Genomic DNA, 12,422 nt, shown 5'->3' with positions numbered 1-12,422 from the left:
TTCCGGTGGTTTCCTCAACCAGCGGAGTGCTGCCGGACCACCTCGCCCCATGACTGCTCCGCAAGCTCACGGATTGAAGCGAGGATTTCCGACGGCGGCTGGGCGAGATCCAGCGGAAACTCAACGATGTCGATGTCCGTATTGAGGATCCGGCGGAGTTTGACCTCCCCGGCGCCGGCGTAGACCAGCCAGGCGGTCGGCACGGCCAGCGCGGTGCAGTGCGCCAGCATCTGGTAGTGGTCGGCGGTCAGGGAAGCCCCGGCGTCCGAGGCCGCCTTGTACTTGGCGTTGTAGACCACCACCGGGCGGCCGCCCAGCATGTGCACGGCGTCCGGACGGACCTGCAACCGGTCCGCGTCCCGGACGGCTTCGCTGAGCAGGGCGTTGTACCGCAGCCGTAACTCCCCCGGGTATGCGGCCATGGCTCCGCGCAGGGCGGCGCCAACGAAGTCTTCAAACACCTGGGCCATGTCCACCACAAACGAGGCGCTCTGCTGCTTGCCTTCCCCGCTTTCCGCGGACGCGTTGCGCAGGATCAGCTCGGCCAGGCGGAGGACCGCGTGGTAGCGCAGATTCATCCGCGTTGGCTTCCACGGCGGCAGCGGAGCCCCGGCTGGAAGGCGCGTGACGCCGTCGAGCTTTCCCTTCAGCTGGCGCAGCCGGCTCAGTACTTCCGGGCGCACACGCGGGACCTGTGCCATGCGCTCGAGCGCCGCGCGCAGGATCCGGTTCTCGGCAATGTCCTCCGTGAACTCGTCGTAGGACACCTCCAGCGGCACCAGCATGCCCGGCCGCCGGGAGATCTGGTCCGAAATCCGGATCCGCCCCTTCACGGTCCGCAGCGACTCGTCCACGGTGAGGTAGCCCTGCAGGACGCCGCGGCCCAGGGCACGCTCGGCAAGCTGGGCCAGGGACTCGGCCAGGGCGCTCCACAGCTCGCGCTCCTCCACGGCGGCAACGGTATCCGGCCGGAAACCCTGCTCCCCCGCGTAGCTGAGCAGGAACAGCAACCGGTTCAACCCCAGCCGGTCCTTTGGCCGCACGTCCAGCTGCACGGTAGGCGTGCGGACGGATCCCACCTTGCCCACCGGCTCAATGCGGTACAGCCCCATGCCCATGGGGGAAGCCTTGGCCAGGCCGCTTGCGTTCACAATGGACGCGCTGGCCGGGTCCAGCCGTTCCACCAGGCCCCGGGACAATTCGTCCAGAACCAGGTGCCGCACCCCGGCACCGGGATTAGCGGCCTGCAAGGCGTCCCAGCAGTTGGTCCAGCCCGAAGCGCTCCTCCAGCTGCGCCCGCGTGAGCTGGCCGTGGTAGTGCTCCTCCAGGAGCGGCATCAGCTCGTACTTCCAAATGCGGCGAAGGCCGGCGGGCGTCTGGGCGGCGGGCTTCATGAAGTAGGACGGTCCGATCATCAGATCGCGATCCCACTCGTCGATGGCGGCGTTGAGGGCGTCCAGCAGCAGCGCCGGGGTGGTGTCCAACTGACGGGCCTGCAGGAAGCGAAGCAGCGACCCCTTGACCGGTTCGGTCTGCGGGTGCAGCTCGATGAAGGAAAAACGGCGGCGGATGGCGGCGTCCATCATGGCGATCGACCGGTCCGCGGTGTTCATGGTGCCAATGATGTACAGGTTGTCCGGCAGGGTAAACGGCTCGTTGGGGCTGTACTGCAGATAAATCCGGTCGTCGCGGTACTCGAGCAGGAAGTACAGCTCACCGAACACCTTGGCCAGGTTGGCCCGGTTCATCTCGTCGATGATCAGGAAGTACGGCTTCTTCTCGTTGCCGGGTTTGGCTGCTTCCTCGGCAAGGCGGCGCAGCGGGCCGGCCACCAGCTTGAAGGAGACCTGGCCGTCGTCGGTCTTGTCCGGCCGGTAGCCCTCGAAGAAGTCCTCATAGGCGTACGACGGGTGGAACTGCACCAGCTTGACGCGTTCGTCCGTGGTGTCGTCAGCGAGTTCCGCTGCCAGGTGCTTGGCCAGGTAGGTCTTGCCGGTGCCCGGCGGGCCGTAAAGGACCAGCTGCCGGTTCTCCTCCAGCAGGTCAGCGATTTCCTGGAGCGGCTCCAGTTCCATGTGCAGCGAGTCAGCAAATTCGTGGGTGAGCGGGCGGAATCCGTCCTGGACGGGAGGTACGACGGCGGCGCTTTCCGTCTCGCTTTCCGGCTCGGCTTCCGCTTCAGCCGGCAGGAGGGCCTGGAGTGCCGGCATTACACGGGTCACGTCCACCACGATGCCCGCGGTGGTCAGCTGCCGCTGGACGTGGCGGGGCAGGCTGGCGGTGGTGTGCCCTTCGGCGAACCAGCGGACCTTCCGGCGCAGCCGCCGGTTGTCGTCGTTGTAGTCGGGCTCGCCCAGCACTCCGCCCAGCCGCACGGTGCCCGCGTGCTGGTACAGCACCAGGTCGCCCGGCTTCATGACGGTGAGGAAGGCGAAGACGGCGGTTTTGGTGTCTTCACGCTCCACGTAGCCAAGGTGCTTGTAGTCCTCGTCCACCGCGTGTTGCACCACCCCGGCGGCAACCGCCGGATTCAGCAGCCGGAGGTGCTCGACGTCGAGCGTGACCTTTTCCTCGCCCTGCCAGGCACTGAGCAGTTCGGTATTGTCGCCGTGGGTCCGCAGCAGCCAGGCCCGGTGCCCGGGGTCGCCCACCTTGCGCCACTGGCTGACCAGCTGCCGGGAGTACCAGTCGATGCGCTGGCCCGCCTGTTCGTCCAGGTGCAGCCGGATTCGGTGGATGTCCGCGGTGATGTCCTCTTCGCTGTCCCCCTTTGCCCCGCCCACCAGGGATGCGAAGGCGTCGCGGATCTCCTGCCGTTCCACATCCGCGACGACGGGCTCAAAGTAGCTGGGCCACACCAGGAATTCGATGCTGCGGCGGATGGCGGGCTGTTCTCCGGGAGTGGCGGCGGCAAGGCGGTGGAATTTCAGCGGGTCCTGCAGCGCCGCGGCGATGGCCGCCGGCGGGTGCTGGTCCACCTGCTGCACAAAGCGGCACAGCCAGGTGAGGTGGTCCCAGATGGTCCAGTTGAATTCGGCTGTCCGGTCCCTGATGACACCATGGTCCGTCATGCCCTGGTACAGCTCTTCGGGCAGCTCGAGCGGGGGCTCGAGCCAGGACGCCGCCTCGGCCACGCGTGCCCGTTTGACCTTCAGGGACTTCACCTCGTGGGCCAGCGGCAGGGACTGGAGGAACAGGAGCTCCACCGCCAGCTGTTTGGCCTCGCGCGAGGCGCCTTCCAGGTTCTGCCGGAGGTTGGTCATCATGGGCGCCTTGGGATCCGGCGCTCCACGCTCCAGGCGTTCCGCCAGCTCCGCAGCGGCCTCAGAGGTCCAGGTCAGGGTCCTGCCGTCGAGCGCCGACGGCCTGCCCTGTAAACCCGGCCCCAGGACAAACCAGGCTGCGTCCTCGATCTCGCGTGAGATGCCGAGGGCGCGGGTCATGGCAGCAGTGGAGGCGGGGGTCATGCATCCAAATTTACAGGGTGAAGCTGGGGGGCTGCTCAAAGGCGGCTGGAGGAGCAGGCCTTCCGGACCCCCGGAAGCCCCTGCCCTCCAGCCCTCGCAGAGCCTTATTCCAGCGGCGCTGCGCGTTTCCGGCCGAACGTGAAGTAGCCGACGGGCCCGATGAAGTTGATGAAGGCCGCAGCACGCCAGGCGCCCTTCGGGCCGTTGATGAGCTCGGCCGGGCGGCGGGACATATCGCGCTGGGCAGCCACCAGCAGTGACACCTGGGCAATGCCCACCAGGATGGTCCCGGCCTTGGACGCGGGCGACATTTCCTTCCAGGTCTTCTTCTTCCTGGCGACGCGGGACTTGTTCTTGGCCATGGGGTTCCTTTCGCGGTTGGTGATTGCTGTGGTCTGGGTGCTGGCAGCGGCCCTACTGGGTGTAGGGCGCCATGCGTTGCTTTTGTTCGGGGGTCAGCCGCTGGACGCGGCCGGTGCTTTCATCCACGAAGGCCAGGTGGCTGCTGGCCTTCACACATTCCTCACCTGTGACGGGGTCCTGGATGAGGTAGTGGATATCGAAGCTTGCTCCCTTGACCGCGCCGATCCACACGTGCACGACGGCGGGCACGTTGCGGTACTCGAGGGACCTGACGTAGCGGATCTTGTGGTCCACCACCAAGGCCATAGTGCCGTCCGGGACCGCGTTGAACAGGGACACCTGCGGTTCTATGCCGGGCAGGCCCGCCCCCTTGGGCGGTCCGAAGGCGCCGATGCGCGCTTCCTCCAGCATGCGGACGATCTGCACGTTGTTGATGTGCCCGTAGGCGTCCATATCGCCCCACCGCATGGGCACCAGGACTTTTATCCGCTGGTGCCCGTTGGTTGTGTTGGTGTTTCCCACGTTGCGGTCTTTCCGGTCTTCCTTGTAGACATCCTTTAGCCTTCCCACTCTACGAAACTCCTTCCGGGCGGAAAACAGCCCGGCAAAAGATCATCCGCGGGGAATACCCCGCGGGGTCACCTGCCCGTGGAGGCGAGCTCCGCCGTCGCGCTTTTCCCCGCCGGCTCCGGCTGGATGTCCACGGTCCGGCGCAGCGGCTTCTCCTTGATGAAGAGCACCGATACCAGTGCCACCACCGCCACCACTGCCGAGATCAGGAACACTTCCGCCGTGGCGTCGCCGTACGCGGCGCGCATGATGTCGCGGACGGGCTCGGGCATGTGGCCGAGGTCCATGCTGCTGCCGGCGTTGCCGCCCTGGACGGGGATCCCGGCAGCGGCCAGCCCCTGGGTGGCGAGTTCGCTGACCCGGTTCGCCAACACCGCGCCGAGGACGGAGACGCCGATGGCACCGCCGACGGAGCGGAAGAACGCCACGGAGGCGCTGGCGGTACCGATATCGGCGGCCCGGACGGTGTTCTGGACGGCGAGGACGAGGTTCTGCATCAGCATGCCAAGGCCAAGGCCAAGCACGGCCGTGAAGATTCCGGCGTGCCAGAGTTCGGTGGTGTGGTCCATGGTGCCTGCGAGTCCCAGCCCGCCGATCAGCAGGATGGAACCGGCGATCAGGTAGCCCTTCCACTTGCCCGTACGGGTGATCAGCAGGCCGGAGGCGACTGAACCGGCGAGGTTGCCGGCGATCATCGGCAGGGTGAGGAGGCCAGCCTCGGTGGGCGTGGCGCCACGGGCCACCTGGAAGTACTGGCCCAGGAAGGTGGAGGAGCCGAACATGGCGATGCCAACGGCCACGGAGGCCAGGATCGCCAGCGCGGTGGTGCGCTCGGAAATGATCTTGAGCGGGATGATGGGCTGTTCCACCTTGGACTCCACGAGTACCAGCAGTGCGAGCAGGAGGACGCCGCCGCCCACCATCAATGCGGACTGCCAGGAGATCCAGTCGTAGTACTGGGGGTTGCCGGCGAAGGATACCCAGATCAGGAGCAGGCTCACGCCGGTGGTCAGGAGGATGGAACCGAGCCAGTCGATCTTCGCCGGACGCCGGACATGCTGGATCTTGAGTGTCACCTGCAGCAGGACCAGGGCGACGACGGCGAGCGGCACGCAGACGAAGAACGTCCAGCGCCAGCCGAGCGGGCTGTCCACGATGAAGCCGCCCAGCAGCGGGCCGCCGGCGGTTCCCACGGCCATGACGGCACCCATGTAGCCGGAGTACTTGCCCCGGTTCCGCGGCGGGATCATGGTGCCGATGATGGCCTGGGCCAATGCTGTCAGGCCGCCCATCGCGATGCCCTGGATGACGCGTGCCACCAGCAGGAGCGGGATGGTTTCCGAGAGCCCGGCCATGACGGACCCCGCCACGAAGACGACGATGCTGAGCTGGACCAGCACCTTCTTGTTGTAGAGGTCGGCGAGTTTGCCCCAGATGGGGGTGGTGGCCGCGTTGGCGAGCAGGGCGGCCGTGATGACCCATGCGAAGTCGGTCTGGGTGCCGTGCAGGTCCGACATGATGGTGGGCAGCGCGTTGGCCACGATGGTGCTGCTGAGGATCGCGGTGAAGAACGCCGCGAGCAGCCCGGTGAGCGCTTCCATGATCTGCCGGTGCGACATCTCCTGTTGCGCCTGCGGGCCGGACTGTTCCGGTGCGGCGGTGTGGCTTGCCATACAGCTTCTCCTACGGGGTTGTGGTGGTGCCGGCCGTCTTTGCCCGGGCTGATTTCTTGAGTGATTCAGTGAGTTTCTGCAGGGTCTGTGCCGTGCTGCCGGCATCTTCCTCACTCCAGTCGCGGAGGTAATCCTGCAGGACGGCGGTCCGCCGCTCCTCGATGTGCCGGAGCTTCTCCGCGCCTGACGCCGTGAGGGCAACCAACTGGGCCCGGCCGTCGTCGGGATCCTGCCTGCGGACCACAAACCCCTGCTCCTCCAGCTCGGTGATGTGCCGGCTGAGGACAGGAGTGCTGACGCCGAGCTTTTCGGCGAGTGTGGTGGCGCGGGCCTCCCCCTCCCCCACGAACCGGAGGACGCCCTGGAGGGCCACCCCGGTGTCCTGGCCGCGCACGTTGGCGGTGGCAATGCACCGTACTGCCCGCTGGAGGTCGAAGATCTGGTACACGAGATCGGCTGCCGTATCAGGCGCTACAGCCATCCTTCAATCGCTCCCCACTTGTTTGCCTAAAGCAACTATACGCCATGTTGGTTGCTTTGGGAAACTATCGCGTTGCTGCCCCTTAAAGCCGGAGGACCCCGGCTTCTGAGGGAAGCCGGGGTCCTCTGGTTTTTTGTTACGTGGCCAGATGCGTGGGCGCGAACATCTTCAGGAGCGTTTCCACTACGACGACGTTGGGCCCGTCGGCCGCGAAGCCAGCCGTCAGCGCGTCCCCCACATCCTCGGGGGCCACCTTGACGGCAGGCACGCCGAATGCTTCGGCGAGCTTCACAAAGTCGGGCCGGGCCAGTTCCGTGGCGGTGGCTTTGCCGAAGGCGCCCACCATGTATTCGCGCAGGATGCCATAGCCGCCGTCGTCGACGATCAGCCAGGTGACCGGCACATTGTGCTGCTTCGCCGTGGCCAGTTCGGAGATGGAGTACATCGAGGACCCGTCGCCGGAGACCGCGAGCACTCTGCCGGGCCTGCCCTGCGTCTCCAGCCCGACGGCGGCACCGATGGCCGCGGGGAAGCCGTAGCCCAGCCCGCCCGCGCCCTGGGCGGAGTGGAACTGGCCTTCGCGGGCGTCCCAGCAGGACCAGCCCCAGTACGCGGCGATGGTCATGTCCCAGAACGTCTGCATGTCCGCCGGAACGGCCTCGCGGATGTCCGCCATGAACCGCAACTCTTTGCCCAGGTCCTGGGACTCGAGCCGCGACCGGACCTTCGCCAGTGCGTCCTTGACCAGTTCCTCCGGCGGCTGCCCGTGCCAGTCCGGTGCGGTAGCCCTTCCGGCCTGGAGAGCCTCGTCCAACGCCGCCAGGGCCTGCCCGGCGTCGGCACGGATACCCAGGCCGGGCCGGTTGGACTCGAGCACGCGCGGTTCGGCGTCGATCTGGATGATCCGGCCGCGGGGTTCGAAGGTGAAGTAATTCGAGGTCACCTCGCCCAGCGACGATCCAATGACCAGCAGCACGTCGGCGTCCTCGAGGACGTCGGTCATGTAGCGGTCCTCGATCCAGGACTGCAGGGACAGTTCGTGGTTCCAGGGGAACGCGCCGTTGCCGCCCGGAGTGCAGATCACCGGGGCACGGAGTTTTTCGGCGATGGACAGCAGCGGCTTCTCGGCCCGGCCGCGGCGGGTTCCGCCGCCGGCGATGATGGCCGGGCGTTCCGCGGATTCCAGCCACTTCACGGCCTCGCGGACCAGCTCCACACGCGGCGGATTGTCCGCGGCTTCGGCCAGGGCGTCCTCCACGGGCGGAACCATGATCGAATCCAGCAGCACGTTCTGCGGGATCTCGATCCATACCGGACCCTGCGGCGAGGAGATCGCCTCGGTCCAGGCGTCCTGGATCGCCGACGGGATGCCTGAAGCATGCTGGATCAGCCGCTGGCTCTTGGTCACATTCGCGGCGGAAGCCTTCTGGTCATCGAGCTGGTGCAGCATGCCCTTGCGCCGGGCGCCGAGGCCTTCCAGCGGAATCTGGCTGGCCACCACCACCATCGGAACGCCCGTGGCATAGGCCTCCTGCAGACCGGCCAGCGACGTCAGCGCACCGGGTCCGGTGGAGAGGAACAGCACGCCCACCTCACCGGTGGCGCGGGAGTAGCCGTCGGCAGCGAAGGCACTGTTGTTCTCCACCCGCGAGGAGACGAACTGCAGGTTCCCCCTGCCCATCGCGTCAAAGAGCCCCAGTGCGTGCTGGCCCGGGATGCCGAAGACGGTCTTCGCACCGAGCGCCTCAAGCGTTTCGACGACGAGGTCCCCGCCGTTGCGGGTCCCTTTCCCTTTGGCGGGGGCTGCTGTTCCAGGATCGAAGTCGATCACGGCTACTCCTTGCCGGCCACAGCGAACCCGGCGGGCCGGCGTACTTCCTGGCCGAGGGCCTGGGCGGCGTAGCCCGTTGCCGCGCCGAACCGGTCGCCGGGCACGGCGTTATCCGCCATCAGGGTCACCAGCTCATAGGCGACGTGGCTTGCGGCTACGCCCGTGAGTTCCGCATGGTCGTAGGCCGGGGCAACTTCGACCACGTCCGCGCCCACCAGGTTCATGCCGCGGAAGCCGCGGATGATTTCGAGGAGTTCGCGGCTGGTGATGCCGCCGGCCTCCGGGGTGCCGGTGCCCGGCGCGTGGGCCGGGTCAAGGACGTCGATGTCCACGGAGATGTACAGCGGGCGGTTGCCGATCCGGTCGCGGACCTTGGCCACGGTTTCCAGCACGCCCTGGTAGTAGACGTCCGCGGAGGTGACGATGCCGAACCCGAAGCGGTGGTCGTCGTCGAGATCCTTCTTGCCGTACAGCGGGCCGCGGGTGCCGATGTGGCTGATGGCCTCGGTATCGAGGATGCCTTCCTCCACCGCCCGGCGGAACGGGGTGCCGTGGGTATATTCGGCGCCGAAGTAGGTATCCCAGGTGTCCAGGTGGGCATCGAAGTGCAGCATGGCGACCGGCCCGCCGGCACGTTCGGCTGCGGCGCGAAGCAGCGGCAGCGCGATGGTGTGGTCGCCGCCAAGGGTCAACAGCTTGCTGCCGCCGGCGGTGAGGTCGAGGGCGTTCTGCTGGATGCTCTCGATGGCCTCGTTGATGTGGAAGGGGTTGACTGCCATGTCGCCGGCGTCGGCCACCTGCACGTTCTCGAAGGGGCTGACATCCCAGGCGGGGTTGTAGGGGCGGAGCAGCCGGCTGGCCTCGCGGATGTGGTTGGCGCCAAAGCGTGCGCCCGGGCGGTACGAGACGCCTGAATCGAAGGGGACACCTACAACCGTGACGTCAGCCTTGGCCACCTGGTCCAGGCGCGGGAGGCGGGCGTAGGTGGCGGCACCGGCATAGCGGGGAATACGGGATGAATCGATGGGGCCAATGTTGCCGTTGGCTTCGATGCGCAGCTCTTCCACTGGAGGCTCTCCTTCGAGGAGTCGATGACTGATGTGACTGCCATCATACACCCGGGTTTTCCTATGCGCACCAACTGTTTACCAACAGCAACTGCAAGCCCAACTGGGTTTAGCGACTGGCTGCGGGAACCAGGACCCAGAGCACCTCGACAGGCTTGTCCGTGGGGTTGATCCAGGTGTGCGGCTCCCGCCCGGGGAAGGTCACGGTGTCCCCGGCGCTGAGGTCGTACTGCTCATTGGTGAGGATCAGTCGGATACTGCCCTTGATGACATGGAGGACGTCCACATCGCAGTCCACGGCGTAAAGCTCCGATTCGCCGCGGCCGTGCGGCTCGATGCACGCCTGGATGATCTGGATCCGGCGCTCGGACCGGGCGGTCAGCAGGCGTTCCACGATTCCCTGGCCGCCGAGCGAGATCCGCGGGCCCTCATTGCGCAGGGTCAGATGGGTTTCCGGCGCTGCGAACAAGTCGCCGATGGAAATGGACAGGACCTGGCACAGCGTGACCAGCGAGGCCACGGACGGGGACGTCAGGTCCCGCTCGACGCGGCTGAGGAAGCCCTTGGTCAGCCCCGTGGCGTCAGCCACCTGCTCGATGGTGAGCCGCTGGGCCTGCCGGGCCGCCCGGATCCGGGAGCCGATGGCAACAGGAACATTGCTTGGCTCAACTGGCAGTGCCTTCATCACGAACCTTTCATGGCCGGCCGCCCGGCCCCGCTCTGGAGCAATACTAATGGCCCGCATCTTCTGTGACGCCTCCATGGCGCGCGCCGCAACGCGTGGATCCGCCCTTGACTGTTACTGCCGTCACAGCCTAACCTTTGGAAAACACTTGTTGCCTATAGGGCAATCTCTGAGAGTTCCCTCTCGTCCCCGAATGTCGCAGCACAGGCTGGCCCTCCCCCGCAGGACAAAGCCGCAAGCTGCCAACCCGCTCCAAGGAGCCAAATATGGACGTAAGCGTCATCAACATCGCCATCGTGGTGGTGTACCTGCTCGCAATGCTGGCCTTCGGCTGGTGGGGCAAATCCCGCACAAAGAACAACAGTGACTTCCTGGTGGCCGGCCGCCGGCTCGGCCCCTTCCTGTACACCGGCACCATGGCCGCCGTCGTCCTGGGCGGCGCTTCCACCGTGGGCGGCGTGGGGCTCGGCTACAAGTTCGGCATCTCCGGCATGTGGCTGGTGGTGGCTATCGGCGCGGGCGTCCTGGTCCTGAGCCTGCTGTTCGCCGGAACCCTCCAGAAGCTGAAGATCTACACGGTTTCCCAGATGCTGACCCTGCGCTACGGCAGCCGGGCAACAGAAGCCTCCGGCATCGTGATGCTCGCCTACACGCTGATGCTGTGCGCCACGTCCACAGGCGCCTACGCCACCATCTTCGTGGTCCTGTTCGGCTGGGACCGCGCCCTGGCAATCGCCGTCGGCGGTGCCATCGTGCTGGTCTACTCAACCATCGGCGGCATGTGGTCCATCACCCTGGCGGACCAGGTGCAGTTTGTCATCAAGACCGTCGGCATCTTCGTCCTGATGCTCCCCTTCACCCTCAACGCTGCCGGCGGCATCGACGGCATCCGCAGCCGCGTTGACGAAAGCTTCTTCCAGATCGACGGCATCGGCGTCCAGACGATCATCACCTACTTCGTGGTCTACACCCTGGGCCTGCTGATCGGCCAGGACATCTGGCAGCGCGTCTTCACCGCCAAAACGCCGGGCGTCGCCAGGTGGGGCGGTGCCACGGCCGGCATCTACTGCATCCTCTATGGCGTGGCAGGCGCCCTGATCGGCATGGCGGCGAGCGTGGCACTGTCCAACATCGAGATCGCCGCCAAGGATGACGTGTACGCGGAAGTGGCCCAGAACCTGCTGCCCGTCGGGATCGGCGGCCTGGTCCTCGCAGCCGCCGTCGCGGCCATGATGTCCACCGCCTCCGGCGCCCTGATCGCCGCCGCCACCGTGGCCCGCGCCGACGTCCTGCCGTTCGTGGCCAGCTGGTTCGGCAAGGAGGTCAATACCGGGGACACGGACAACCCCGAGCACGACGTCAAGGCCAACCGCGTCTGGGTCCTCACCCTGGGCATCATCGCCATCGTTATCGCCATCATCACCAAGGACGTGGTGGCGGCGCTGACCATCGCGTACGACATCCTGGTGGGCGGCCTCCTGGTGGCCATCCTGGGCGGCCTGGTGTGGAAGCGCGGCACCGGCCTGGCTGCGGCTGTTTCCATGGCGGCCGGTTCCGTCGTCACCCTGGGCACCATGATCATCCTCGAGATCAACGCCAAGGCGCCGCTGGACGGCATCTACGCGAACGAGCCCATCTACTACGGCCTTCTCGCCTCGGCCTTGGTGTACGTCGCCGTGTCGCTCGCCACCCCGCCCACCGACCCGCAGGTGATGCGCACCTGGCAGCGCCGGGTGTCCGGCCAGGAAGGCGCGGACACTCCGGCCCGGGAAGTAATCGCCCCCTGACGGCACTGTCCGGAACCTTCGCAACTTCCGGTACGACAACGTACGACGGCGGCGCCTCCTTCGCAGTTCCGCGAAGGAAGGCGCCGCCGTCGTTTGTCCTATTCGGCCTCGCGGACCTCGTCCGGGTCCTCCAGGGGAACCACCCGGTCCTCGGCGTCGATAATCACCGGCGGTGCCTGGACAACGGGTTCTTCCTCGTCCAGGAACTCGTCCTCCGCGTCCCAGTCGTCCTCAACTACCGGCGCATCCTCCGCGTAGTCGTAGGCGGGGTCCGCTTCTACGGAGTCCAGGTGCGGCATGTCCGGGTGCTGTCCGGTGGTGCTCATGATTCAACCTCCGTTTGTTCGCCTGACGTGCTCTTGTCGACGGGGCGCCGGCGGCGCCACACTTTCATCACAACACCGGCAGGCAGGCGGGTCAATAGGTTCGTGCGGCCGGCGCAGCGTGCGCAGGGAGGCCGGCAATTAGGTGTGCCGAAACCTTCAAGCGAGGTCGGC

General features: G+C 66.7%; 11 protein-coding genes. 1 reads left to right on the top strand and 10 read right to left on the bottom strand.

The window, feature by feature from the left end:
- Positions 1-14: 14 nt before the first annotated feature.
- The 9 genes from FDW83_RS16030 to FDW83_RS15990 form a co-directional block, all read right to left on the bottom strand.
- Positions 15-1,250, bottom strand: a complete 1,236-nt coding sequence (locus FDW83_RS16030; protein WP_138139077.1) for a restriction endonuclease — start codon at positions 1,248-1,250, stop codon at positions 15-17.
- Positions 1,237-3,468 (bottom strand): McrB family protein, encoded by a 2,232-nt coding sequence (locus FDW83_RS16025; protein ID WP_138139076.1) that lies wholly within the window; start codon positions 3,466-3,468, stop codon positions 1,237-1,239. Before FDW83_RS16025 ends, FDW83_RS16030 begins: the two co-directional genes overlap by 14 nt.
- Positions 3,469-3,572: 104 nt before the next feature.
- On the bottom strand, positions 3,573-3,830 hold the full coding sequence (locus FDW83_RS16020; RefSeq protein ID WP_138139075.1) for a hypothetical protein: 258 nt from the start codon (positions 3,828-3,830) through the stop codon (positions 3,573-3,575).
- A gap of 52 nt (positions 3,831-3,882) precedes the next feature.
- A complete protein-coding gene (locus tag FDW83_RS16015) occupies positions 3,883-4,299 on the bottom strand; it encodes a thioesterase family protein (protein ID WP_138139101.1) in 417 nt (138 codons plus the stop codon).
- 170 nt (positions 4,300-4,469) lie between these two features.
- Entirely contained in the window at positions 4,470-6,074 is a 1,605-nt protein-coding gene (locus FDW83_RS16010; RefSeq protein WP_138139074.1) for an MFS transporter, read from the bottom strand.
- 10 nt (positions 6,075-6,084) lie between these two features.
- The gene (locus FDW83_RS16005; protein WP_138139073.1) at positions 6,085-6,555 is read right to left on the bottom strand and encodes a MarR family winged helix-turn-helix transcriptional regulator; all 471 of its coding nucleotides are present in this window, start codon (positions 6,553-6,555) and stop codon (positions 6,085-6,087) included.
- Positions 6,556-6,691: 136 nt separating this feature from the next.
- Positions 6,692-8,386, bottom strand: coding sequence for a thiamine pyrophosphate-binding protein (locus FDW83_RS16000; protein WP_138139072.1), 1,695 nt, complete (start codon positions 8,384-8,386; stop codon positions 6,692-6,694).
- A gap of 2 nt (positions 8,387-8,388) precedes the next feature.
- Positions 8,389-9,453: an agmatinase gene (gene speB, locus FDW83_RS15995; protein WP_138139071.1), complete on the bottom strand. Its 1,065-nt coding sequence runs from the start codon at positions 9,451-9,453 to the stop codon at positions 8,389-8,391.
- A gap of 109 nt (positions 9,454-9,562) precedes the next feature.
- The gene (locus FDW83_RS15990; RefSeq protein ID WP_138139070.1) at positions 9,563-10,138 is read right to left on the bottom strand and encodes a cupin domain-containing protein; all 576 of its coding nucleotides are present in this window, start codon (positions 10,136-10,138) and stop codon (positions 9,563-9,565) included.
- Positions 10,139-10,404: 266 nt separating this feature from the next.
- Between FDW83_RS15990 and FDW83_RS15985 the strand changes: the two genes are divergently transcribed.
- Positions 10,405-11,925: a sodium:solute symporter gene (locus FDW83_RS15985; RefSeq protein ID WP_138139069.1), complete on the top strand. Its 1,521-nt coding sequence runs from the start codon at positions 10,405-10,407 to the stop codon at positions 11,923-11,925.
- A gap of 98 nt (positions 11,926-12,023) precedes the next feature.
- Here the strand turns inward: FDW83_RS15985 and FDW83_RS15980 are convergent, their stop codons facing one another.
- On the bottom strand, positions 12,024-12,251 hold the full coding sequence (locus FDW83_RS15980; RefSeq protein ID WP_138139068.1) for a hypothetical protein: 228 nt from the start codon (positions 12,249-12,251) through the stop codon (positions 12,024-12,026).
- Positions 12,252-12,422 lie beyond the last annotated feature (171 nt).

The sequence above is a fragment of the Pseudarthrobacter sp. NamE2 genome, assembly GCF_005796205.1.
GTDB lineage: Bacteria > Actinomycetota > Actinomycetes > Actinomycetales > Micrococcaceae > Arthrobacter.
Note: the sequence above shows the minus strand (reverse complement) of the source record. Positions and strands in the feature narration are given on the sequence as shown.